Source organism: Photorhabdus asymbiotica (assembly GCF_003634575.1).
GTDB lineage: Bacteria > Pseudomonadota > Gammaproteobacteria > Enterobacterales > Enterobacteriaceae > Photorhabdus > Photorhabdus asymbiotica.
This window is the reverse complement of record NZ_RBLJ01000006.1, coordinates 45,588-70,619: the sequence shown is the minus strand read 5'-3', so window position 1 is coordinate 70,619 and position 25,032 is coordinate 45,588. Positions and strand designations below refer to the sequence as shown.

Sequence of the window (25,032 nt, the reverse complement as noted above, 5' to 3'; positions counted from 1 at the left end):
GGTATAATCATAATCTGATAACTAACTGGTACTTTTTGAAGTATCGCTACGTTCACTTTACTGAGTAACAGGACTGAATCCGCATGACCGACAACAATAAGGCATTAAAAGATGCTGGACTTAAAGTAACACTTCCTCGTCTGAAAATATTGGAAGTATTACAAGATCCTGAATACCACCACGTCAGTGCGGAAGATCTCTACAAGAAACTGATTGATAACGGTGAAGAGATTGGCCTTGCTACTGTCTACCGCGTGTTGAATCAGTTTGATGACGCCGGGATTGTCACCCGTCATAATTTCGAAGGTGGCAAATCGGTTTTTGAACTCACTCAACAGCATCACCATGACCATTTAATCTGCCTGGACTGTGGTAGAGTCATTGAATTCAGTGACCAATATATCGAAAAGCGCCAGAAGAACATTGCTGAGCGTTATGGGATTAAACTTTCAAACCACAGTCTTTACTTATATGGTCACTGCTCTGCCGGTAATTGCCGCGAAGATAGTAGTGCACACGACGAGAAGTAATTCACTCCTGATCCGCTAACTTTTATCATAGAAGGGAACCCAGCAGGGTTCCCTTCCTAATGTTGCATCATCATGCCTTCACATTATCAATCCGGCTGTAACGTTTACCATCCGGGCTGACAGAACGGATTAACACATCATCTTTCACTTTCGGGCGTTTATGGTTGTCATACACTTTCCAGCTATTACCACCATCAGTCGAATACTGGATGACCAACCCCGGCAAAGCAATATTGGCATTCAGAACACCGCGTTTTATCTTGGCACCTGGAACCGGTAAACGGTAAGCAATTCCGGCTCTATCCAGTTTGATAAGCTCTCGTTGCCCTATCAGGTTAGCAAACCGTGTCCAGTCATGATTAAGCGCATCAATATCAACTTTATATGTTTCGCCTTTCTTATATTCCTGACCGGGAACATAATCTTGTTCCCAACTAGCACGGTGCCAGGCTCGTTCTGCTAGCGGTAACAAGCGCGGAAAAATCATATATTCCATCTGCTCATCAGTACGAACCGTTTCACTCCATCCCTGCCCTGAAAGCCCATAAGCACCCGGCCAGGGTTTATCACTTTTCGCACTAAAGGCATTACCATCACGGTCAACGGAAGTTTCAGCATTTTGCGGCATATTATTAGGCGCAAAACTAAAAATCTTGGCTTCATCATTAAAACGGGTTGCCCAATAATATCCACGCTCTTTTGGATGAACTTCATACGGCATATCCAAATAAACATAATCTGGATTGGATACAATCACTTCATATCCTTTATTTGCCCAATCATTAACTGAATCAAACCCGCCCCAGTAAAGAGCATCCCAGAAATTTACACCAACACGTTTAGTCGCAAAATCTTTCGCATCAGTAGCATGTTTCAATCCATCCTGCCACGCCTGCATTCTTTCAATACCATTGGCATTCACAATCTTGCTCACTTCAATTGCGAAGTAGCTGGCAAGATGTTCAATATCTTTCACTACGCCTTGTTCTACCATCTTCTGACAAGCCTGAGATTTAGCCCACGGCTTATCTTCTATGCTCTTATCAATGATACCTTTACCCGGTTCTATAGGACCATTTTTATCCTGAAAACCATCTCCCAGACGAATATTCTTCGCTTCATCACCACCAAAATGCCACGTTTCCAATGGTAGGCCCGCCGTTTTGTGCATAGCCGCAATTTCGCTGATGACTTTCTCAACAAATCGTTTTGAAGAATCCATGCATGGGTTCAAATAACTACGACGATCATAAAGTTGAACAGATGTTGCTCTGGTCGTATCAGTTGGGTCCAGCAAGCGATATTCATTCGCCCCTTTCACATTCCCCTGAGCCATCAACTTGTTATAGCGAGCTTCCATAGAAACCACTGCGGCGCGGGCATGAGCTGGCATATCAATTTCAGGAATAACGTCGATATAACGGGCTTTGGCATATTTCAGAATATCAATGTAATCCTGACGGCTGAAGAACCCGCTACCCATATTGTTGTTATCAGGACCGGAACCCAGTTGTGGTAACAAACATTTGGTTTCACTCAAATCATGACAACGCTGACTACCAACTTCTGTCAACTCTGGCAATCCTGGGATTTCAATGCGCCAACCTTCATCATCAGACAAATGGAAATGGAATTTATTCAACTTGTAACTTGCCATTTGGTCAAGCAAACGTAAGACAGCTTGTTTACTGTGGAAATTGCGCCCTACATCAAGGAGAGCACCACGATACTCGAAACGTGGAGCATCTTTTACCCTCAAGGTAGCAATCTTCCCGCTGCCATCAGTAGGAATCAATGACAGCAGAGATTGAAGGCCGTAAAACACCCCAGATTGATCAAAAGCAACGATCTGAGCACCATTCTGGCTAACATTCAGGCGGTAAGCACCTTTAGACTTCCAATCGTCAATAAAATCTGAAGAGACAATTTGTGTCGTAACCGGATAGCCACTGTTCTCTAACCTAATTCCCTGATCAGTAAAACGCTTTCTAATAAGAATAACCGCCTCGTCATTCAAACCACCTAGCTCCAGCCTAACACCACCCGATAAATCGGCATCCTGCGCATAAATTTGAATTTCCCTTGGTGTTGGGATAATTTGCCCGCGCAGATTTTCTAATCCAATTTTTTTGACCTGTAAATTCTTGGCATAACGATTCTCAGGTGTCATGAGAATGTTATTATCTGCTTTTGTACGTTTCCATTGATCATCAGTGAAAGCAGATAAAAATTCGCTAAGATCTTCCGTATCCGTATTAACAAGTACTTTAGGTCTCGCATCACCTGACGTCGCATACCAACGGGGCAGAAAGTCAGTACTATAAATCTGCCAATATTCTCCAATAATAGGTAGTTTTACCTGCTGATTCGCTTTAATACCGGTAAATTTTTCCGTTGGTTCCAATTTATGTAAATCACCAGTGATACGCGTAATTTTAAACTGCTCATTATCTACACTCAGAACTTGACGGATACTATGGAAATAAATCGCCCAGTCAGATGAGTTAATCGCCTGATTACCATTTGTTAAAGTAATATCAACTCGATTACAAGTAGCCCAATCTGCCCCCAGTACAGCACAGTCAACACCATGACTGCCTGCCTGATTATCAATAACCTTATAATTAACCTTTAATTGACTTAGTGAATCAACCAACTGCTGCGCTGCATCAGTGGCATATGCAGAACCCATAAGTCCAACAGTTGCAGTTAATGCTGCCAGTGTACGCAATTTAAATTTCTTCATTGTTACCTCTTTCAAAACACAAAAATTGTTTAAGGTAAGCCACTGCCCATAAACGCTAAAGCAGCGACAAGGGGCCATTAAAAGACAGTAAATGGCATGATAACGTTGAATTGAATCTCTCTTTCATCCGGAAAATATTGCCAAAACCACTATCACAATCTAGAAATATCCATATGATTGTCATACATAACGTAATACACTTTAAACACCATACTTGACCATAAAATTAATTTCTTTTTAACTAAAACCAATCACGCAAAAAACTGTGAAATAAAACACTAATTGAAAAAAATTTAAAACCATTTAATCAGCATATATACCCAATAGATTTCAAGTTGCCGCGCGGTGGCAAGTGAACGCATCCCCAGGAACATAGATAACTATGTGACTGGGGTAAGTGAAAGCAGCCAACAAAGCAGCAGCTTGAAAGATGAAGGGTATACACAGATTATTTTTCGCCTCATTAACTATCAATAATAAAAAATGTTTTTTTTGCATAACATGACAAAGAGCACATTAATAAAAATACATTCAAAACTATATATGAATTTGATATTAAAATAAAAAAACAATACGACACTAAAAATTTAATAATATAACAACCACATTAAAAAATAGCTTTTCCAATATAAATATTTTCCAACAAAAATAAATACAGAATTATTTATCAATGATAATATTTTAGTAAAAACTCATTAATATCAACTTATTTAATCTATTATAATGATGGATGAAAAACCATAAAATCAAGAATAAGATAAAATTTATAAAATAAAAAAGCGCAACAATTAAATTGTCACGCTTTTTAAATTCACCAGAATTTAATTAATCCTGAGAAATTTTTGCCCAAGTATCACGTAAACCAACGGTACGGTTAAATACCAAATGTTCTTCACTAGAGTGACAACTATCAGCACAGAAATAACCTTCACGCTCAAACTGATAAGTTTTTTCTGACTTAGCATCAGCTAAACTTGGCTCAACAAATCCCTGACGAATTACCAACGATTCAGGGTTAATAGTCGCCAGAAAATCATCTTCCGCACCTGGGTTTGGTACACTGAACAGACGATCATACAGGCGGAATTCAGCAGGAACAGCATGAGTAGCACTAACCCAATGAATAACACCTTTCACTTTACGACCATCTGCTGGATCTTTATTCAAAGTCTGCTCATCATAACTGCAATAGATTGTCGTGATATTGCCGTCAACATCTTTTTCAACACGTTCCGCTTTGATGATATAGGCGTTACGCAAACGAACTTCTTTACCTAATACCAGACGCTTATATTGACGATTCGCCTCTTCACGGAAATCTGCCCGATCAATATAGATCTCACGGCTAAATGGCACTTCACGGCTGCCCATCTCTGGTTTATTCGGATGGTTAGGCATACTCAGCATCTGCCCCCCTTCTGACCTATTTTCGATCACCAATTTAACTGGATCGAGAACAGCCATGGCGCGAGGTGCATTTTCGTTCAGATCATCACGGATACAGGATTCCAATGCAGCCATTTCCACATTATTATCCTGCTTGGTGACACCAATACGACGGCAGAATTCACGGATGGAAGAAGCAGTATAACCACGACGACGCAAGCCTGAGATAGTCGGCATACGTGGGTCGTCCCAACCTTCAACAATCTTGTCAACCACTAGCAGATTCAATTTACGCTTGGACATCACGGTATATTCAAGATTCAGACGCGAGAATTCATACTGACGTGGATGACAATCAATTGTGATGTTATCCAGCACCCAGTCGTACAAACGACGGTTATCCTGAAATTCCAGCGTACACAGCGAATGTGTAATACCTTCCAGGGCATCAGAAATACAGTGAGTAAAATCGTACATCGGGTAGATGCACCATTTGTTACCAGACTGATGGTGCTCTGCAAATTTAATACGATACAGAACCGGATCACGCATCACAATAAAGGGGGATGCCATGTCAATTTTAGCACGTAAGCAAGCTTTACCTTCGCCAAATTCACCGGCGCGCATTTTTTCAAACAGAGCCAAGTTTTCTTCAATACTACGATCACGATACGGACTATTTTTACCCGGCTCTTTCAGCGTTCCACGATATTCGCGGATCTCTTCCGGACTCAATTCATCAACATAAGCCAGACCTTTATCGATCAATTCAATCGCATACTGATACAGCGTATCAAAATAATTAGAAGAATAGCGAATATCACCACTCCACTCGAAACCTAACCACTGAACGTCATTTTTAATAGAATCGACGTACTCAACATCTTCTTTAACCGGGTTGGTATCGTCAAAACGCAAATTACACTGGCCCTGATAATCCTTTGCAATACCAAAGTTCAGACAGATAGATTTCGCATGACCAATATGCAGATAACCATTTGGTTCAGGCGGAAAACGGGTATGTACGGATGTATGCTTACCAATTGCCAAATCTTCGTCAATAATCTGACGAATAAAGTTCGTCGGGCGGGCATCTGCCTCACTCATTGTTTTTACCTCAATAATGCCAAAAACTCGTCACATAACCGCCTATAATCCAACAAGCAGTGACGAGAAACAACCGTTTGTGCATGCAAAATCGCGATTCAGGGCAAAATTGAAACGAAAAAGCAAGAAGGGCAGCACTCTTCCCGTTACATACCTCCAACTTATATATTTCAATAAGTTTATACCCGTCATCTTTCAAGTTGCCTCTTTGTTGGCTGCACTCACTCACCCCGGTCACAGAGTTCTCTATGCTCCCGGGGATTCGCTCCCTGGCCGTCGCGATGCATCTTGAAATCCATAGGGTATATACCCTTCATCCTTCAAGTTGCTGCTTTGTTGGCTGCTTTCACTCACCCCAGTCACATCGTTATCTATGCTCCTGGGGATTCGTTCACTTGCCGTCGCGCTGCAACTCGAAATCTATTGGGTATATATTCACCTAATACGTTGATTAATTCGTTTGCTTGACATCCACGCGCACCGTTTACGTCAGCACTCGCTGTATATCCGCATGCCCAACACGCGAATTGACTTTGTGACTGTCGGTTTTCTTTCTGATGTGAACACAACTAGCGGAAACTCTGGGCTTATGCTTCCGTGGGTTCCAGTCAGAATTGGTAGGCTTTCAGAATGAGCATATTCATTCAGTATGTCCTGTCGTCTTTCCGCAATATTACATGATGGTTATTTTCAATGCAGAAATACCCCTCCCGCCTTACATCGGCGGGAGTACCCTTTTTGTTAATGAACCACCATAACCTTGCCATCAACGATAGAAAGATAAGGATTATAGAAAAAAACATCATCACCTTTTTCTAATTCTATCGGTGAAACTCTGTCGTAATCATATTCAAAACGAAATATTCGGTTGTTTTTGTAGGTATAAAATTCATATTTATCCCAGCTAATAGGAACAGCTTTATAACCTTTTTCAAAAAAACCTTTAAAATCCATAGAATTCCACATAAAATCAGGTGAAGCACCTCTCTCTTTCCCCATTATTTCCCAAGCTACTTTTGTCATTGACCTAATTTTTTTGAGGTCTTGCTGAACAAAAGCTTGTTGTAGCTCTTCATAAAATACTTTGACTTTGGGGATGTCAGCTTTCGTAACAGGTGTGGCTTTTATCCACTCCCAATCAGGTAAATCTTCTGCGTAAAAATCTTTAGTGGCTTCTTTTGTGTCGTCTTCGTAATGACGTTCCGTCTTACCAAAAGTATTTACTGGAGATGGATAGAAATCTTTATCTACAATAATATTTCCATCCTTGTCCACAATTAGCTTGATACCGGTGACCGTTTGTTCTTCGCCAAATTGATTCACTTTTTTTAGAAGTACCGAACACCACATATCAGGAGTCGGTTTCTTCTCCGATTCACCCCATAGTGCATTATGCATAGATACCGTCAGGGTATTTTTACCGTTTTCCAGAATAGAGCTGATGGTTTGTCCTGCTGAGTAATTACCTCCAGCAGAATCACCACTATCCATCACCAAAATATCGTTAACTTTTGCCAAACAAAAAGCCGCATTGGTATTAAAATTGATGGTGTAATTGACTTTCATTGTTTCCTCAGCCTGAGAGCAAGAAATAACGTTTGCACATATGCCAAATATTAGCGCTAATTTTTTAATCCAAAGACCAACGCCATGTCGATTCTTTTTTAGATAGTGCCGGGTAAATAGTCCATTTTTCATTTTTTAATTTAGTCTCCTCACTTTTTTTGGACGTAGCAGTTTTATTACCTATTCCTGGCTTACCCTTCTTTTTATCAGTTTTACCCACTTGAACAGCATATCCCATAGACGCGATGGCAGTGATGCCATCGTGATAAAGAATGAAATCCAATTTTTTTGGATCAGTATCGTCGATACCCAGATATGCTTCGGCTTTAATCATCGCTTCTGCTTTGAAGTAACCGCTAAGTCCCCAAAAACCGACACCAACCTCAATATTGGTTTTACCTGTTATCGACCCCACAAGTTTAGCTTCTTTTTTATCATATCCCCATTCCCCTGTTTCATCAGTCTTAAATCCAAATCCTGCGATAATAGTAAAGTCAAAAATGATATTAAGTTCCGCTTTTGCATAGGCGCCGCGTCCATCCTGTTTTACACTAACTTCCTGAGCAGCAGCCTCTTTTCTCACTTTAGCTAATACGGTATCGACTTTATAAACAGCAGCAAATGCCTGAAGTAAATCCAGGGTAATTTTGAAGCCAAATAACGGTGAACCTTTTACCTCAAACTCATATTGCGGAATAATCTTCTGAGAAGGCATTCGTTTGATGCAGCCTTTACCTTTAATCGAAATAACAGGATAAGTTAATTTGCATCCAAGGAGAGGATATTCGTTGCTACCACCATTTTGCAAGACATAATTAATCTTACCTATACCACGATCAATATCACTCAATACTTTGATTTTATTGGTCTGCTCCTTGAACTTTTGTTCCAACTCGCGTGACCATTTAGTCTCATCTTTGCCTAACGTTGCGGTAATACTACCTTCAATTTTAATCCCTTTATTAGAGACATATTTCCCTGTTTTTTTCGTCCATCCACTATGATCTGGCTTATATCCAGACTTCTTATTTTCCGTTTTCATCAACTCTTTTCGTTTTTCATCTGATTGTATTTGTACTGATTTATCGAAACTAATTTTGATATCCACATCCACTGATCGAGGAAGAATCAGAGTAAAACTTGAGCTAAATAGATGACGTTTACCAACAGTAATAACATCATTCATCGCTTTTATACGGGAATTAATAAGTTCAATCCCCATATATTGCTGAGAAAAAACAGGAATAAAAGGTTTATCATCACACTCTGCCATACTTAATCGATATATTTGATTATATCGAGGATCGGTCAGTAAAGCCTCTCGATAAAGAAAACTACTAAGTAAGGTGATAGGATTTCGTTCAGAATAATCGAAATTTTTGCATCTTTTTGTGTAACGTAATGAACCTTCATAAGATTGTTTGGGTGTAAACCGAATAACCACCCGTCCATTTTCATCAAAAACATAACCGACTGGACAATCTTGGTTTTTGGAAATACAACTTTTAGAAATTGAACTAAGGAGAAGTTTTACAGGCTTAGAAATATTATTAGCCGGTTTAAACTCAACCAAATGACTAAATTTTTTATTAAATGCTTCTTGTCGATATACCCCTTTTTGTTCCCCGAATTCAATAGTTGCTTCAAGGGTACATGAGTCAGGAATACCACAGGTCTGACAGGCTGATCCTGCAACACCAGAATGAATTTTTGCCATCTTTGTAACTCCGTTTACTGGAAAACATCTGATTTAATATTAACTTGGTATACCACGTTACAACAAAAACAATGGCATCAAGCATAAAGAAAAAACACCCTGATGTGAAATTATTATTTTCTTTTCTGAGGAGACATTTTATCTAAATAGCTTTGTTAAATAGAACGCTTATGATCATATTTACATAAAACGGTTACACGAAATCGTCAATATGTAGCAATAATAAACGAAGCTATTTAGAACTCATTTTATTTACTATGCCAAACTATCCATTTTGTGGCACATATCAACAATTACATTTCAGGTCTATTTTATTTCACCGGAAAAATACCAAGATTAATTTTTTATGATCTATCTGACAGAATTCTGCTATTTATCCGCAGAGAAAGTTTTTTTCACCTTATTTTTATTCTTGTCACGGGATTTATAACAATTTTAATGGGAAGGTGCTCCCCTTCCCATTATTCACTTTATCAAAAATTTTTTAATAACGCTTAAAAATCTATTTGTTGTTTATCTCAGTATATCAAACAACTTTGTCTGTCCAGCTTCTACCGGACCTCTTGCCAGAATATTAACACCGATATAATCATCAATATTACTGACAATAACCGGACTAATCATAGATTTAGCATTGGCATTCAGATAATCAAGATCCAAACTCAGTACAGACTCTCCAACTTTCACTACTGCACCTTCATTCACTAATCGTTTAAAACCCTTACCATCAAGAGAAACCGTATCAATACCCACATGTACAATCAATTCCACACCTTCCTCAGTTTCAATACAGAAAGCATGATTGGTATCGAAAATTTTCACAATCGTACCGGACACTGGTGCAAGCACAATATTCGATGTTGGCTCAATAGCAATTCCATCACCGACAATTTTGCTGGAAAAAGCTTCATCAGGAACGTCTTTCAAATCAATTAGTTGACCACTGACTGGCGCAACTAGAGTTAGGAAAACCTCACCTTTATTTTCAACCTTCTTCTTTTTTAATATTATCTCAGGTTGATGATTTTCAGTCACAGCGGCTATCGAGCCCTTTGCCAAAACATCACGCATCGCACTGGCAATCAATTCTGCCCGAGTACCAACAATAATTTGCACACTTTGTTTATTCAGACGAATAATACCGGAAGCACCAAGGCGTTTGACCAAACTATCATTGACTTGATCAGCATTTTTTACAGACAGACGTAAACGGGTAATACAAGCATCGATACCCTCCAAATTATCTGAACCACCAATTGCTGCAACATATTGATAAGCTTCATTATGGATATCATTAGCTGCTACTTTATCGCTTTTATTTACATCAATTTCATCACCGGAAGCAAGTTCACGTCCTGGAGTCATCAGATTGAATTTTTTGATAGTAAAACTGAATACAACATAGTATAGGCAGAAGAATACCAAACCTTGTGGGATCAACATGTACCAATGTGTCGCCAATGGGTTACGGGAAGAGAGTACCATATCCACCAAACCAGCACTGAAACCAAAACCAGCAATCCATTGCATTGTTGCGGCAATAAACACAGAAATGCCTGTTAATATCGCATGCAGCACATAAAGCACCGGGGCAACAAACATGAAAGCGAATTCCAAAGGCTCAGTAATACCGGTAAAAAATGCAGCGAAAGAACCCGCTATCATAATACCGGCAATTTTGGCTTTATTTTCAGGACGTGCACAGCGATACATCGCTAATGCCGCACCAGGCAAACCAAACATCATAATTGGGAAGAAACCAGCCTGATAACGGCCTGTAATACCCATAATTGCAGTACCATCTACAATGGATTTCTGACCACCAAGAAAGTTAGGAATATCGTTGATACCAGCAACGTCAAACCAAAAGACAGAATTCAATGCATGATGCAGACCAACAGGAATAAGCAAACGGTTGAAGAAGGCATAAATACCGGCACCGGTAGCACCGAGATCTTTAATATTTTCACCGAAAGTTACCAGCACGTTATAAACCACCGGCCAGACATACATCAGGATAAAAGCAACCAAAATCATTAGGAAAGAGGTAAGGATGGGAACCAAACGGCGACCACTGAAGAACGACAACGCTTTCGGCAGTTCAACACTACTAAAGCGGTTATACAACTCGGCGGATATAACACCAACCAAAATACCAACAAACTGGTTATCAATTTTGCTAAAGGCTTTTGGCACATCGTCAAGCGGAATCCCCAGGATCATAGATACGGCTGCCGGAGAACAGAGCGTAGTTAACACTAAAAAACCAACAAACCCCGTCAGGGCCGCTGCACCATCCTTATCTTTAGACATACCATAAGCTACACCAATAGCAAACAACGATGGCATATTCTTAATAATGGCTTCACCCGATTTAATCAGCAAAGCCGCCAATGCATTATCAGCACCCCACCCTAGCGGGTCGATCCAGTAACCTATCCCCATTAATATTGCAGCAGCAGGCAATGTAGCAACCGGCACCATTAATGCCCGCCCCACTCTTTGCAAATAACTCAGAATATTCACCTTACTCCCCCTTATTATCCTCAATTATTGGAGTCTTTAACGCTTATGAAATTAAGCAATAAGAACATTTATTCTACAATTTTCAGTGTAGGAATTTTATTTTTCGTCGCAAATTAATTAATGGAAATATGTGATGAGAATCACTATATCACTCATAAATATGGTCAAAATGCTAGCTAACACACAAATCTTATTTTATCATGAAAAATATCTTACTACATGCAGTGTCTCTGTTACTGAAAATAGTTTAGTATCTTATACATAGAGGTTAACTGACTGAATGATGTATAACGCTAAAATTTAATTATGATGATTTCTTTGTCTTAAGAGGTAGTTATGAGGCTAATCCCCCTAACGAATGCAAGTGATGTTGGTAAATGGTCTGCACACTATATCGTTAGCAAAATCAATGCATTTAACCCAACCGCAGAACACCCTTTTATTTTGGGATTGCCAACTGGCAGCACTCCCCTGGCAACTTACAAGGAATTGATTACTCTGCACAAAGCAGGAGAAGTCAGTTTTAAATATGTCGTCACATTCAATATGGATGAATATGTAGGTATCTCGGAAGATCACCCACAAAGCTATCATAGTTTTATGCACCATAATTTCTTTAATCATATTGATATACAAAAAGAAAATATAAATTTACTCAATGGTAATGCACCTGATGTTGATGCAGAATGCCAACGTTATGAAGATAAAATTAAGTCTTACGGTCAAATTCATCTGTTTATGGGGGGAGTAGGAAATGACGGTCATATTGCTTTCAATGAGCCCGCATCATCCCTGACTTCACGTACCCGTATCAAAACTCTAACGATAGAGACCCGCACTGCCAACTCTCGTTTCTTTGCTAATGATATTAATCAGGTACCTAAATATGCCCTGACCGTAGGTGTCGGTACGCTAATGGATGCAGAAGAAATTATGATCTTGGCAACAGGTCTGAACAAAGCACAGGCAATTCAGGCTGCAATTGAAGGCAATATCAACCATATGTGGACAGTAAGCTGCCTGCAAATGCACCCTAAATCCATCATTGTCTGCGATGAGCCAGCAACCATGGAGCTGAAAGTAAAAACGGTGAAATACTTCCACCAGTTGGAAGCAGATATTATCGACAAATTTGCTAGCAAAAAATAAGAATCCACATCAGCCTAAAACTCATTTAGGCTGATTACCATAGCAATCTCAATTTATATTCTCAATCATCATCCCCCGATCCCATTAGGAGGCTAATAAGATGTATGCTTTAACCAACTGCATTATATATACTGGTCATGATCGACTGGATAATCATGCTGTTATAATTGCAGACGGCTTAATTACACAAGTTTGCCCAACACAAAAGTTACCTGAAAATATTGAAAAATGTGACCTGAATGGGGCTATTCTTTCCCCCGGTTTTATTGATCTACAAGTTAATGGTTGCGGTGGTGTTCAATTTAATGAACGGCTGGAAAATATTTCAGAACAAACACTGGATATCATGCAAAAAACCAATGAGTATTCAGGCTGTACTAGCTATCTGCCAACCCTGATTACAAGTACAGATGAACTGATGATTGCATCTATTGAAGCCATGCGTTCTTATTTAACTAAAAATAAGTATCAGGCATTGGGACTACATCTGGAAGGTCCTTACCTTAACCCACTAAAAAAAGGGACGCATAATCCAGAGCTTATCCGTGCGCCTACCCCTGAAATGATAAATTTCCTATGTGATAACGCCGATGTCATCACTAAATTGACTCTGGCACCGGAAATGGTAGCGCAAAAATATATTCAGCAATTAGTAGAAGCCGGTATTGTCATTTCTGCTGGCCATTCAAATGCCAGTTATGAAGAAGCCCGACAGGGATTCCAGAATGGAATTACCGTTTCAACCCATCTCTATAATGCAATGCCATATATTTCTGGCCGGCAGCCTGGTCTGATTGGTGCTATCTTTGACACACCAGAAATTTACGCAGGCATTATTCCCGATGGTCTACACGTCTCATGGCCAAACATCCGTAATGCCAAGCACCTGAAAAAAGACAAATTAATTCTGGTAACAGATGCCACTCTTCCAGCTGGACTGGATATTTCCACCAATAACATGAAGCACTTCACCTTTGCTGGTAAAACCATATATTATCGAGACGGATTATGTGTCGATGAAAACGGTACTTTAAGCGGCTCTTCTATTACTATGATAGACGCCGTTAAAAACAGCGTTGAACATGTTGGTATTGCTCTCGATGAAGCACTAAGGATGGCAACCCTCTATCCTGCTCGTGCAATTGGTATTGATAAAGATCTTGGCACTATTGCAGCCGGTAAAATTGCTAATCTTACTGTTCTCAGCCATGACTTCAAAATCTGCAAAACCATTGTTAACGGAAAAGAAACTGCTCTTTAATGGACGAAATAACCGATGAGTCATAGCAGCACACAAAAGCAAATTGGTAATATTGATCTTGTAAAGCAACTCAACGGCGCTGTGGTATACCGGTTGATTGATCAGCAAGGGCCAATATCTCGTATTCAGATTGCAGAACAAAGTCAACTTGCTCCAGCTAGTGTGACTAAAATTACCCGTCAGTTACTTGAGCGTGGTCTGATTAAAGAAGTCGATCAGCAAGCCTCTACCGGAGGCCGCCGCGCAATTTCAATCGTTACAGAAAATCGTAATTTCCATACTATCGGTGTACGTCTTGGTCGCCATGATGCCACTCTTGCTCTTTATGATATGAGTGGCAAAGCGTTGGTTGAAGAACATTATCCACTACCTGAAACCACTCAGCAGAAAGTCGAAAACCTGCTTATCAGTGCAATTGAAAATTTTATTCAACAAAACCAACGCAAGATCCGCGAATTAATCGCTATTTCAATTATCCTGCCAGGACTCGTTGACCCACATAGAGGTATCGTTCGTTATATGCCTCATATTAAAGTGACTAACTGGACTCTGGTAGATAACCTGAAAAAACATTTCAATATCACCTGCTTTGTCGGTCATGACATCCGCAGTTTAGCACTGGCTGAACGTTATTTCGGCGCTACACGTGATTGCGAAGACTCTCTACTGATACGTATCCACCGAGGTACTGGTGCCGGGGTAATTATAAATAGCCAAATATTACTTAATAATCGAGGGAATTTAGGAGAAATTGGTCATATTCAAATTGATCCTCTCGGTGAACGTTGTCATTGTGGCAATTTTGGTTGCCTGGAAACCATCGCATCTAACTCAGCCATTGAAGCTCGAGTTCAACATCAACTAAAACAAGGTTTTCCAAGCCAGCTAACATTAAATAATTGCAATATCAGAGCCATCTGTCAGGCCGCCAATCAAAATGACCCATTAGCCTCTGAAGTGATAAAAAATGTCGGCCACTATCTTGGCAAAGTTATTTCTATCGCGATTAATTTATTTAACCCTCAGAAAGTTGTACTGGCAGGGGAAATTACTGAAGCTCAGCGAATACTCATACCTGCAATTCAAAGTTGTATCAATACTCAGGTCTTAAAAGAATTTCGTGAAGATCTGCCGATCGTTATTTCTGAATTAGTTCACTGTTCTGCTATTGGTGCCTTCGCTCTGACTAAACGTGCTATGCTTAATGGTATTCTGTTACAACACTTACTCGAAGGATTATAGTCATTTTTTGTTGATTTTGTCAGCAAAATGCTTACATGCCAAACAAACGAGCGACCTTAAGCAGATTTCAAGAAAAAAGCAGTTGACGCATTTAGCTGATATACGCATAATGCGCCCCGCAACGCCGATGAAGGTAATGCAAAAAAAGATGGCTACGTAGCTCAGCTGGTTAGAGCACAGCACTCATAATGCTGGGGTCACAGGTTCGATTCCCGTCGTAGCCACCATCTTTTGCGGGAGTGGCGAAATTGGTAGACGCACCAGATTTAGGTTCTGGCGCCGCAAGGTGTGCGAGTTCAAGTCTCGCCTCCCGCACCATTACATTCATCAAGTTGTCATCATTTAGATGGGGTATCGCCAAGCGGTAAGGCACCAGGTTTTGATCCTGGCATACCCAGGTTCGAATCCTGGTACCCCAGCCATAGTTTTGATGACATGTTGTGTAGTGACCAATTTCAGTTGGGGTATCGCCAAGCGGTAAGGCACCAGGTTTTGATCCTGGCATACCCAGGTTCGAATCCTGGTACCCCAGCCATTAACTGAATATCCCTCACTAAAAGGCTACGTAGCTCAGCTGGTTAGAGCACAGCACTCATAATGCTGGGGTCACAGGTTCGATTCCCGTCGTAGCCACCATCCAATTGGGGTATCGCCAAGCGGTAAGGCACCGGATTCTGATTCCGGCATTCCCAGGTTCGAATCCTGGTACCCCAGCCATATTTATTAATGTGTTGTGTAAAGTGATAGATAGAAAAAGAATATACAGTAAGAATGTTCTTTGTTGCAGAAGGCCTCCGAAAGGTGGTTTCATTTTTTGGCTTTCCAGTCCGCCCTATTCTTTCTTACTTGCCAATTAGCTTTATCTAAAGAAAAACAAACCATTCACGCCATAAATAGATTTACGACGTGCTTGTGGTTTTCACTACCAATCTATACGTTACAATCCTAACGCATACTTAAGCACCACTTTTTTCATTGCGCCAGCCCGTTGAGCTGCCATCAGCGTCAAATTACGTGCTACTTTCAACCCCGGTAATTCACTACTGAACACAGTGTAAAATAGATCCATTCCAGCCTGCATCATCAGGTTATCCGGCATTCTACGGCGCTGATAACGTATCAACACTTCCAATGAATCCCATTGTTCTGCTAATTCTCTGGCCTTTACCAAAACATCAAGCAAAGTACTCACATCACGGTAACCAAGATTTACGCCTTGCCCAGCAAGTGGATTAATTGTATGAGCAGCATCACCCAACAATACCAATCCTTCACGCACATAGCTGTTAGCATGATGACGAGTTAAAGGAAATGAGCCAACTGCGATTGGAGTCACTTTTCCTAACCGTACAGGAAATGCCTGAAAAATTTCCCGCTCAAGTTGAACCATTGACATGGCCTGTAACTGCCGTATACGCGCCGGTTTGTCATACCATACCAATGAAGCCCATTGATCAAATAGCGGAAGAAATGCTCTTGGACCTGAAGGAAAAAACTGCTGCCAGGTAATATCCTGTTGTGGCTGTTCTGTTTTTACTGTAATCAACATACAAGACTGTCTGTACTGCCAACCATAGCTGCCAATTCCAGCCATTTTGCGAACCTGAGAACGGGCACCATCAGCGCCAACAATCAAACGGGTATTAATTTTAGTCCCGTCAGCCAAAGTAACCAACCAACCCTTTTTCTGACGTTGCATAGATTGCAGTACTGACGGGCACAGTAAAGTTAGATTAGGATATTTTTCAAACTGCTGCCAAAGAGCCAACTGCAAAATACGGTTTTCAACCATATAACCCAACTCAGGCAACCCCAAGCTTTTCGCATCAAATACTAAATTGGAATCATTTTGTTCCCAAGTTTCCAATTTACGGTACGGTACACCGCGCATCTGTAATACCGTATCCCATGCACCAAACTGTTTGAGTAAATCCACAGAAGTACAACTAATCGCTGATACGCGCACATCAGGATAACTTTGTGCATCATAAAGCTGTGGTAGTTGATGATCCAACAAGGCGACCGTCCAACCCTCTTGAGCCAACCCAAGCGCTGTCGCAGCACCTATCATGCCAGCTCCTACCACCACTACATCAAAAGTCTGTTGAGAATTATTCATATCAAGTCATGCTATTAACTCATTGATTGGCACAGTGTACCGAATTTTTAATCCTTCGCTAGAGAATATCCTGTTTAACAGTCTGGTCACTGCTCCCTCAAATGAATACAATATCCGACAACTTTATGCCTAATACACAATTGCTTTTGCAGTGCAATAATACCTTTCAGCACTGTAAAAGCCCGGATGCACAAGAAAATGTCGACGATAAAAAAACTGTATATTAAAACTTGGGGCTGTCAGATGAATGAATATGACTCATCTAAGATGGCCGACCTGCTGGAAAGTACTCACGGTTATCAGTTAACCGATGTCGCCGAAGAAGCAGATATTTTACTATTGAATACCTGTTCAATCCGTGAAAAAGCGCAAGAAAAAGTTTTCCATCAATTAGGCCGTTGGAAAAACCTAAAAGATACCAACCCAGATATCATCATTGGAGTTGGTGGTTGCGTGGCCTCGCAGGAAGGTGATTTCATCCGTAAACGCGCCCAGTGCGTGGATATTATTTTCGGACCACAAACACTGCATCGTTTACCTGAAATGATCAATCAGGTGAAAGGTACTCGCAGCCCGGTTGTTGACATCAGCTTCCCGGAAATCGAGAAATTTGACCGTTTACCTGAGCCACGTGCTGAAGGCCCATCTGCATTTGTTTCCATTATGGAAGGATGCAACAAATATTGTACTTTCTGTGTTGTACCTTATACCCGTGGCGAAGAAGTCAGCCGCCCATGTGACGATATTTTGTTTGAAATCGCCCAACTGGCGGCACAAGGTGTACGTGAAGTTAACCTTCTCGGTCAGAATGTGAATGCGTATCGAGGTGCAACTTATGATGGTGACATCTGCTCTTTCGCTGAGTTGCTCCGTTTGGTAGCCGCTATAGATGGTATTGATCGTATCCGTTTTACCACCAGCCATCCTATTGAATTCACAGATGATATTATCGCTGTTTATGAAGATACACCAGAATTAGTTAGCTTCCTGCACCTACCAGTACAAAGTGGCTCTGACCGTATTCTGACACTGATGAAACGTGCGCATACTGCTCTTGAATATAAGAGCATTATTCGCAAATTACGTAAAGCACGTCCTGATATCCTGATAAGCTCTGACTTTATCATTGGCTTCCCAGGCGAAACCCAAGATGACTTTGAGAAAACTATGAAGTTGATCGCTGATGTCAATTTCGATATGAGTTATAGCTTTATCTATTCTGCTCGTCCAGGAACGCCAGCAGCTGATCTACCTGATGACGTCAGCGAAGAAGAGAAAAAACAACGCCTTTACTTGCTACAACAGCGCATTAACCAACAAGCTATGAACTACAGCCGTGCTATGTTGGGCAGTGTACAACGTATTCTGGTTGAAGGAACTTCCCGTAAAAATGTGATGGAACTTTCTGGCCGTACTGAAAACAATCGAGTTGTCAACTTCGAAGGCCAGCCTGACATGATTGGCAAGTTTGTTGATGTTGAAATTGTTGATGTTTACGCCAACTCACTGCGCGGTAAAGTTATCCGTACCGAAGATCAGATGGATCTTCGTATACACGAATCACCTGAGTCCGTAATAGCCCGTACCCGTAAAGAAGATGAAATCGGAGTCGGCATTTATCAGCCTTAAACATAGAGATAATCAGTGATTCAACAAACTCATTCACAAGTAGCAACTCAGGAAATTTTCCTCGAACCAACCGATAATCAGCGCTTAATGAGCCTGTGTGGTCCGTTTGATGACAATTTGAAACAGCTTGAACGCCGGTTGGGTATTGAAATCAGCCGACGAGATAACCGTTTTAAACTGATGGGTAAACCGCTGTGCGTTAGCGCAGCCACCAATATTCTACGCCATTTATATGTGGAAACTGCCCCTGTTCGTGGGGTAATCCCTGATATCAAACCAGAACAGATTCACTTAGCAATTACAGAGAGCCGGGTTTTAGAACAAACCACTGAAAGCATACCTGACTACGGCAAGTCCGTTAATATTCGTACCAAACGCGGTATGGTAAAACCACGAACTCCCAATCAAACACAATATATCGCTAATATTCTCAGCCATGATATTACGTTCGGAGTTGGTCCAGCTGGCACTGGTAAAACTTATCTGGCTGTTGCTGCTGCGGTCGATGCACTAGAGCGTCAGGAAATTCGTCGCATTCTGTTAACCCGTCCAGCAGTAGAAGCAGGCGAAAAACTGGGATTCCTGCCAGGTGACCTGAGCCAAAAAGTTGATCCGTACCTGCGACCGCTCTATGACGCCTTATTTGAAATGCTAGGTTTTGAAAAAGTTGAGAAGCTGATCGAACGTAATGTTATTGAAGTTGCACCATTAGCTTATATGCGTGGACGAACCTTGAATGATGCTTTTATTATTCTGGATGAGAGCCAGAATACTACTATCGAACAGATGAAGATGTTCCTGACTCGTATCGGTTTCAACTCCAAAGCGGTTGTCACTGGGGACGTCACCCAAATTGATCTACCTCGTGGACAGAAATCAGGTCTGCACCATGCAATTGAAGTATTGTCAGGAGTCAATGGGCTGAGTTTTAATTTTTTCCACAGTGATGACGTTGTCCGTCATCCAGTTGTTGCCAAAATCGTCATCGCTTATGAAGAATGGGAAGCAACTGAGCAAAAACGTAAACAGGTAACCAGTGAACAACGCAAACAGGAAACACAATGAGTTCAGTAATACTTGATTTACAAATTGCTTGTGAGAATTCACAAAATCTTCCTGAAGAAACCCTATTCCAGCGCTGGCTGGATGGGGTTTTACCTCAGTTCCAACCTGAAAGTGAAGTGACAATCCGTATTGTTGATGAGACAGAAAGTCACGATTTAAACCTGACTTACCGTGGTAAAGATAAACCAACAAATGTACTATCTTTTCCATTCGAAGCGCCACCAGAGGTTGATTTACCTCTACTTGGTGATTTAATTATCTGTCGCCAGGTGGTTGAAAAAGAAGCAGAGGAGCAACAAAAAACAGTAGAAGAACATTGGGCACATATGGTTGTACACGGATGCCTACACCTGCTAGGTTATGACCATATCGCAGATGATGAAGCAGAAGAAATGGAATCTCTGGAAACAGAAATTATGCAAAAGTTAGGTTATTCTGATCCCTATCTTGCAGAAAAAGAGTAACCACCTACACCATTTTTATGCTAAAAAATACCAACAACAACTTATTTAATGGGAAATTTTCATTAAAACTCCATGAGCGACGACCATCCTTCAAGTAACGATAACCCTGGCCCTAAGAAAGGGTTTTTTACTCTTCTTCTTAACCAACTTTTTCACGGTGAGCCAAAAAGCCGTGATGAACTGGTGGAATTAATCCGTGACTCTGAACAAAACGATCTGATTGATCCTGATACCCGCGATATGCTCGAAGGGGTGATGGATATTTCCGATCAACGTGTCCGTGATATCATGATCCCCCGTTCCCAAATCGTTACCTTAAAACGTAATCAAACCCTGGACGAATGTCTGGATGTGATTATCGATTCGGCTCACTCACGTTTCCCTGTGATCAGTGAAGACAAAGATCATATTGAAGGGATTTTAATGGCAAAAGACCTATTGCCATTTATGCGCACCGATGCCCCGCCATTCAGCATAGATAAGGTTCTGCGTCAGGCTGTCGTTGTACCTGAAAGCAAGCGGGTTGACCGTATGCTGAAAGAATTCCGTTCTCAACGTTATCATATGGCAATCGTCATTGATGAGTTTGGTGGTGTATCGGGTCTAGTCACTATTGAAGACATTCTTGAACTTATCGTCGGTGAAATTGAAGACGAATATGATGAAGAAGAAGATGTCGATATTCGCGCCCTGAGTCGTCATACCTATACAGTACGGGCATTGACTCAAATTGAAGACTTTAATGAAGCCTTTGGTACCCAATTCAGCGATGAAGAAGTCGATACTATTGGTGGTCTGGTTATGCAAGCATTTGGCCACTTACCTGCCAGAGGGGAATCTGTTGATATCAACGGCTATCTCTTTAAAGTTGCAATGGCCGACAGTCGGAGAATTATTCAGGTCCATGTTACGATACCGGACGATGCACCAATGCCTAACCTCGAAGAAGAATAGGGTCTAAATGAACAAAGTTTCATTATTACATTGCCAGCGGCTTCGTGCTTTGCTGGCACTATTTTTCGGAGCCAGTGGAACACTGGCTTTTTCGCCTTTTGACTTCTGGCCTGCCTCTATCATCTCCCTGTTTGGGTTACAATTGCTGACCTTAAACAGAACAGCCCAACAAGCAGCATTTATCGCTTTTTGCTGGGGATTCGGTCTATTTGGCAGTGGCGTAAACTGGGTGTATGTCAGCATTGCTGATTTTGGTGGAATGCCAACCGTAGTCAATATCTTGCTGGTCATATTACTTGCCATCTACCTCTCATTCTACCCTGCTTTATTCGCTGGTTTACTTAACCGCTTTTTTGCAAAAACAAATGGAGTGAGGCTGGCTATAGCTGCACCCGCATTATGGCAAGTCACCGAATTCCTGCGTGGCTGGATTTTGACCGGTTTTCCCTGGCTGCAATTCGGTTATAGCCAATTAGATGGCCCGATGAAAGCCATTGCACCAATTTTCGGTGTTGAAACAATCACTTTCCTATTAATGGCACTGAGTGGGCTATTGGTTCTAACGGTCATACAGCGAAACGTCGTTTCTGGTATTATTGCTATTGCCCTTCTGCTATTACCATGGTCAATACGTCATTACCAGTGGTATAACCTGCGACCGGAAAAAGCGGTTGATGTGGCACTGGTTCAGGGAAATATCCCACAATCCCTGAAATGGGCCCCCAATATGCTCAGTGAAACTCTGGACATTTATTTAAGTAACAGCCGCCCATACATTGGTAAAACACCTATTATCATCTGGCCCGAATCTGCAATTCCATCACTGGAAAGTTATCAACGTGGTTTTCTGGCAAAACTGGATATACTGTTACGTAATCAGCACACCAGCCTGATCACCGGTATCGTTGATGAAAGAGCAGTTGGTGACAGTTATAAGACCTATAACAGCTTGATTGTTCTGGGTGATAAAATACCTTATCAATATCCATCGACCACTCGCTACGATAAGTATCATCTGGTGCCATTCGGCGAGTTTGTTCCTCTTGAGTCGCTGCTCCGACCTCTGGCACCATTCTTCAACTTGCCAATGTCTTCATTCAGTCGCGGCAATTACATTCAACCACAGCTTTCTGTGGCAGGATATAACCTGACCGCCGCCATCTGTTATGAAATTGTACTTGGCGAGCAAGTTCGTGCTAATTTCAAACCAGATACAGAATTCTTACTCACTATTTCCAATGATGCTTGGTTTGGTGCTTCAATCGGCCCTTGGCAACATTTCCAAATGGCACGCATGCGCTCCCTCGAATTAGGGCGTCCATTACTACGTGGTACCAATAATGGCATTACAGCCGTCATCGGCCCAGATGGGAAAGTGCAAACGGCACTCCCACAATTTACTCGTAATGTTTTAGCAGCTAAGGTGACACCTGCAACCGGGATAACACCATATGCACGCTGGGGTAACTGGCCAGTATGGATAGTTACCGTATTGTTTGCCTTATTTGCCCTGATATATAACCGCCGTAAATCTTGATTCCGATATCTATGCACCAGAAGGGGGCAAAATTGCTCCCTTACACCATGCAAAACAGATTAACTTTCAATCCATTTTTCCATCCCTTTGATAGAAAAAAATAAAGGAGTAACAAGTTATGCAAGCGAATCGTCTGCGGCCAGCGGAAATTTCACCGGAGCTTTATAGCGCAGTTGCAAAAGTCGATGAATTAACTTACCAATCTACCCTCGGTAAGGCACTCATTGAACTCGTTAAAGTAAGAGCTTCCCAAATCAATGGTTGTGCCTTTTGTCTTAACATGCATTCTAAAGCTGCCCGCAAGGCAGGAAATAGCGAACAAAAACTCTATCTCCTGAGTGCCTGGAAAGAGGCACCCATTTTTACATCACGAGAACGTGCAGCTTTAGGATGGACAGATGCTTTATCCCGGATTGCCGAAATTGGGGCAAAAGATGAACATTACAGCCCATTATTGGCAGAATTTGATGAAAAAGAGATTGTCGATTTAACATTATTAATCGGTCTTATCAACCTCTGGAATCGTCTGGCAATTGGTATGAAATATACCCTGCCTAATCCTGCCATTGACCCAACCTAAAACAATTCAGCATGGTTAATTATTAGCGATGATTAACCATGCTAATCCTCAACTGCTGATATCAATCTATGTTATATAAATAATCCACTTAAATAACTTACTGGTATTAATTTTCTCCCTCTTTATTATTTTGGCACGTTAATTGCTTATATCTATGAATGAAAAGGAAAATAGCTGTTTCACTAATAAAAAACGGGAAAATGCACCAAAAAATGATAATCACGCCCCTTTATTGTGCAAAATAAACAATATTGTTCATTTATAGTGCGAGACAGCTCCCGAAATAGAAACAATTCATTTTCATTACCTAACCCTTTTGTACTATTTTTTAACACTATATATACATATAACAGAAAATGATCCTTGATTAAAAACAAATCACAGAGAAACTTTTGCAAACTATAACATCGCAAACGATAGCCACATTGAAGGAGTTGTATATGCGTATGCGTAACCTAGTATTAACCATGATGTTACTTGGCGTGGCGGGTGCCGCTCAGGCCGAAGAATTAACGGGAACACTGAAAAAGATTAAAGATGATGGTGTAATCATTGTGGGTCATCGTGAATCCTCAGTCCCTTTTGCTTATTACGATAATCATCAAAAAGTCGTCGGCTACTCACAGGATTATTCTAATCTGATTGTTGAAGCCGTTAAGAAAAAATTGGACATGCCAAATCTGCAAGTAAAATTGATACCGGTGACTTCTCAAAATCGCATTCCACTGCTACAAAATGGGACTTATGATTTCGAATGCGGTTCTACTTCCAATAACCTTGAACGCCAGAAACAAGTCACTTTCTCTAACACTATTTTTATTGTTAATACGCGTTTACTGACTAAAAAAGGTTCCGGTATAAAAGATTTCCCAGATTTGGCAGGTAAAAATGTCGTTGTCTCCGCCGGTACCACTTCTGAGATATTGCTGAATAAACTTAACGATGAGAAAAACATGAAAATGCGCATTATCAGTGCTAAAGATCATGGTGACTCATTCCGTACTCTGGAGTCTGGTCGTGCAATCGCATTTATGGTAGATGATGCTCTGCTAGCAGGTGAACGAGCCAAAGCGAAAAAGCCTGATCAATGGGAAATCGTTGGTAAACCTCAGTCTAGGGAAGCCTATGGTTGTATATCACGCAAAGATGATCTTCAATTCAAGAAGCTGATCGATGAAACCATTGTTCAGGCGCAAACTTCCGGAGTGGCCGAGAAATCATTTGAACGCTGGTTCACACAACCCATTCCACCCAAGAATCTGAACCTGAACTTCTCTTTGTCTGATGAAATGAAAGCACTATTTAAGTCACCAAATGATAAGGCTCTTGATTAAAAATATAATTAAAGAAATGACTATTTGATTGGCATCACAGGGTGCGAGGTGGCCGTTCCCTGCCTCGCTTTTTTTTCTAGGCCAATCAATTGTTTTCAGGGGATAAAGCTACACCCTTGC

17 protein-coding genes, 6 tRNA genes and 3 pseudogenes are annotated in these 25,032 nt (G+C 41.0%); 17 read left to right on the top strand and 9 right to left on the bottom strand.

Annotated features, from left to right (window positions below):
* Positions 1 to 83 precede the first annotated feature (83 nt).
* The gene (gene fur / locus BDD30_RS22260) at positions 84 to 530 is read left to right on the top strand and encodes a ferric iron uptake transcriptional regulator (RefSeq protein WP_015835204.1); all 447 of its coding nucleotides are present in this window, start codon (positions 84 to 86) and stop codon (positions 528 to 530) included.
* Positions 531 to 600: 70 nt separating this feature from the next.
* On the opposite strand, the gene BDD30_RS22255 is transcribed toward fur, so the two are convergent.
* From BDD30_RS22255 to nagE, 8 genes and pseudogenes are all read right to left on the bottom strand, one after another.
* The gene (locus BDD30_RS22255; RefSeq protein WP_015835205.1) at positions 601 to 3,276 is read right to left on the bottom strand and encodes a beta-N-acetylhexosaminidase; all 2,676 of its coding nucleotides are present in this window, start codon (positions 3,274 to 3,276) and stop codon (positions 601 to 603) included.
* A gap of 825 nt (positions 3,277 to 4,101) precedes the next feature.
* Entirely contained in the window at positions 4,102 to 5,769 is a 1,668-nt protein-coding gene (glnS, locus tag BDD30_RS22250) for a glutamine--tRNA ligase (RefSeq protein WP_015835206.1), read from the bottom strand.
* A 10-nt stretch (positions 5,770 to 5,779) separates the two neighbouring features.
* A complete protein-coding gene (locus tag BDD30_RS23300) occupies positions 5,780 to 6,007 on the bottom strand; it encodes a hypothetical protein (RefSeq protein WP_147408148.1) in 228 nt (75 codons plus the stop codon).
* Positions 6,008 to 6,140: 133 nt separating this feature from the next.
* Positions 6,141 to 6,335, bottom strand: a pseudogene (locus tag BDD30_RS24475) (hypothetical protein); the annotation flags it as partial.
* A gap of 175 nt (positions 6,336 to 6,510) precedes the next feature.
* Positions 6,511 to 7,467, bottom strand: coding sequence for a hypothetical protein (locus BDD30_RS22235; RefSeq protein ID WP_147408147.1), 957 nt, complete (start codon positions 7,465 to 7,467; stop codon positions 6,511 to 6,513).
* A complete protein-coding gene (locus BDD30_RS22230; RefSeq protein WP_041382200.1) occupies positions 7,400 to 9,052 on the bottom strand; it encodes a hypothetical protein in 1,653 nt (550 codons plus the stop codon). Before BDD30_RS22230 ends, BDD30_RS22235 begins: the two co-directional genes overlap by 68 nt.
* Before the next feature lie 513 nt (positions 9,053 to 9,565).
* Positions 9,566 to 10,018: pseudogene (locus tag BDD30_RS25135) on the bottom strand (glucose PTS transporter subunit IIA); the annotation flags it as partial.
* Between the two features lie 77 nt (positions 10,019 to 10,095).
* Positions 10,096 to 11,578, bottom strand: a pseudogene (nagE, locus tag BDD30_RS22225) (N-acetylglucosamine-specific PTS transporter subunit IIBC); the annotation flags it as partial.
* A 336-nt stretch (positions 11,579 to 11,914) separates the two neighbouring features.
* On the opposite strand from nagE, the gene nagB reads away from it, so the two are divergent.
* The 9 genes from nagB to BDD30_RS22180 all read left to right on the top strand — a co-directional run bounded on the left by nagB (position 11,915) and on the right by BDD30_RS22180 (position 15,947).
* The gene (nagB, locus tag BDD30_RS22220; RefSeq protein ID WP_015835210.1) at positions 11,915 to 12,727 is read left to right on the top strand and encodes a glucosamine-6-phosphate deaminase; all 813 of its coding nucleotides are present in this window, start codon (positions 11,915 to 11,917) and stop codon (positions 12,725 to 12,727) included.
* 100 nt (positions 12,728 to 12,827) lie between these two features.
* Entirely contained in the window at positions 12,828 to 13,988 is a 1,161-nt protein-coding gene (gene nagA / locus BDD30_RS22215) for an N-acetylglucosamine-6-phosphate deacetylase (RefSeq protein ID WP_015835211.1), read from the top strand.
* Positions 13,989 to 14,003: 15 nt separating this feature from the next.
* Entirely contained in the window at positions 14,004 to 15,230 is a 1,227-nt protein-coding gene (gene nagC / locus BDD30_RS22210; RefSeq protein WP_015835212.1) for a DNA-binding transcriptional regulator NagC, read from the top strand.
* Between the two features lie 150 nt (positions 15,231 to 15,380).
* A tRNA-Met gene (locus tag BDD30_RS22205) sits at positions 15,381 to 15,457 on the top strand.
* A gap of 6 nt (positions 15,458 to 15,463) precedes the next feature.
* Positions 15,464 to 15,548: transfer RNA gene (locus tag BDD30_RS22200), tRNA-Leu, on the top strand.
* Between the two features lie 29 nt (positions 15,549 to 15,577).
* A tRNA-Gln gene (locus BDD30_RS22195) sits at positions 15,578 to 15,652 on the top strand.
* Between the two features lie 38 nt (positions 15,653 to 15,690).
* A tRNA-Gln gene (locus tag BDD30_RS22190) sits at positions 15,691 to 15,765 on the top strand.
* Positions 15,766 to 15,789: 24 nt separating this feature from the next.
* Positions 15,790 to 15,866: transfer RNA gene (locus BDD30_RS22185), tRNA-Met, on the top strand.
* Positions 15,867 to 15,872: 6 nt separating this feature from the next.
* Positions 15,873 to 15,947 (top strand) — tRNA-Gln (locus tag BDD30_RS22180).
* A gap of 220 nt (positions 15,948 to 16,167) precedes the next feature.
* On the opposite strand, the gene ubiF is transcribed toward BDD30_RS22180, so the two are convergent.
* Positions 16,168 to 17,349 carry a 3-demethoxyubiquinol 3-hydroxylase gene (gene ubiF / locus BDD30_RS22175; RefSeq protein ID WP_015835265.1) on the bottom strand — a complete coding sequence of 394 codons (1,182 nt, stop codon included), beginning with the start codon at positions 17,347 to 17,349 and terminating at the stop codon, positions 16,168 to 16,170.
* 198 nt (positions 17,350 to 17,547) lie between these two features.
* Here ubiF and miaB point away from each other — a divergent pair, with 198 nt between their 5' ends.
* The 7 genes from miaB to BDD30_RS22140 all read left to right on the top strand — a co-directional run bounded on the left by miaB (position 17,548) and on the right by BDD30_RS22140 (position 24,912).
* The gene (gene miaB, locus BDD30_RS22170; RefSeq protein ID WP_015835266.1) at positions 17,548 to 18,978 is read left to right on the top strand and encodes a tRNA (N6-isopentenyl adenosine(37)-C2)-methylthiotransferase MiaB; all 1,431 of its coding nucleotides are present in this window, start codon (positions 17,548 to 17,550) and stop codon (positions 18,976 to 18,978) included.
* Positions 18,979 to 19,065: 87 nt separating this feature from the next.
* Positions 19,066 to 20,043, top strand: a complete 978-nt coding sequence (locus BDD30_RS22165) for a PhoH family protein (protein ID WP_231849240.1) — start codon at positions 19,066 to 19,068, stop codon at positions 20,041 to 20,043.
* Positions 20,040 to 20,507: an rRNA maturation RNase YbeY gene (gene ybeY, locus BDD30_RS22160; RefSeq protein ID WP_015835268.1), complete on the top strand. Its 468-nt coding sequence runs from the start codon at positions 20,040 to 20,042 to the stop codon at positions 20,505 to 20,507. Before BDD30_RS22165 ends, ybeY begins: the two co-directional genes overlap by 4 nt.
* Positions 20,508 to 20,579: 72 nt before the next feature.
* Positions 20,580 to 21,461, top strand: a complete 882-nt coding sequence (corC, locus tag BDD30_RS22155; RefSeq protein WP_015835269.1) for a CNNM family magnesium/cobalt transport protein CorC — start codon at positions 20,580 to 20,582, stop codon at positions 21,459 to 21,461.
* Positions 21,462 to 21,468: 7 nt separating this feature from the next.
* Positions 21,469 to 22,998 carry an apolipoprotein N-acyltransferase gene (gene lnt, locus BDD30_RS22150; protein WP_015835270.1) on the top strand — a complete coding sequence of 510 codons (1,530 nt, stop codon included), beginning with the start codon at positions 21,469 to 21,471 and terminating at the stop codon, positions 22,996 to 22,998.
* Positions 22,999 to 23,116: 118 nt separating this feature from the next.
* Positions 23,117 to 23,578: a carboxymuconolactone decarboxylase family protein gene (locus tag BDD30_RS22145; protein ID WP_015835271.1), complete on the top strand. Its 462-nt coding sequence runs from the start codon at positions 23,117 to 23,119 to the stop codon at positions 23,576 to 23,578.
* A 440-nt stretch (positions 23,579 to 24,018) separates the two neighbouring features.
* Positions 24,019 to 24,912, top strand: coding sequence for an amino acid ABC transporter substrate-binding protein (locus BDD30_RS22140; RefSeq protein WP_041382249.1), 894 nt, complete (start codon positions 24,019 to 24,021; stop codon positions 24,910 to 24,912).
* Positions 24,913 to 25,032 lie beyond the last annotated feature (120 nt).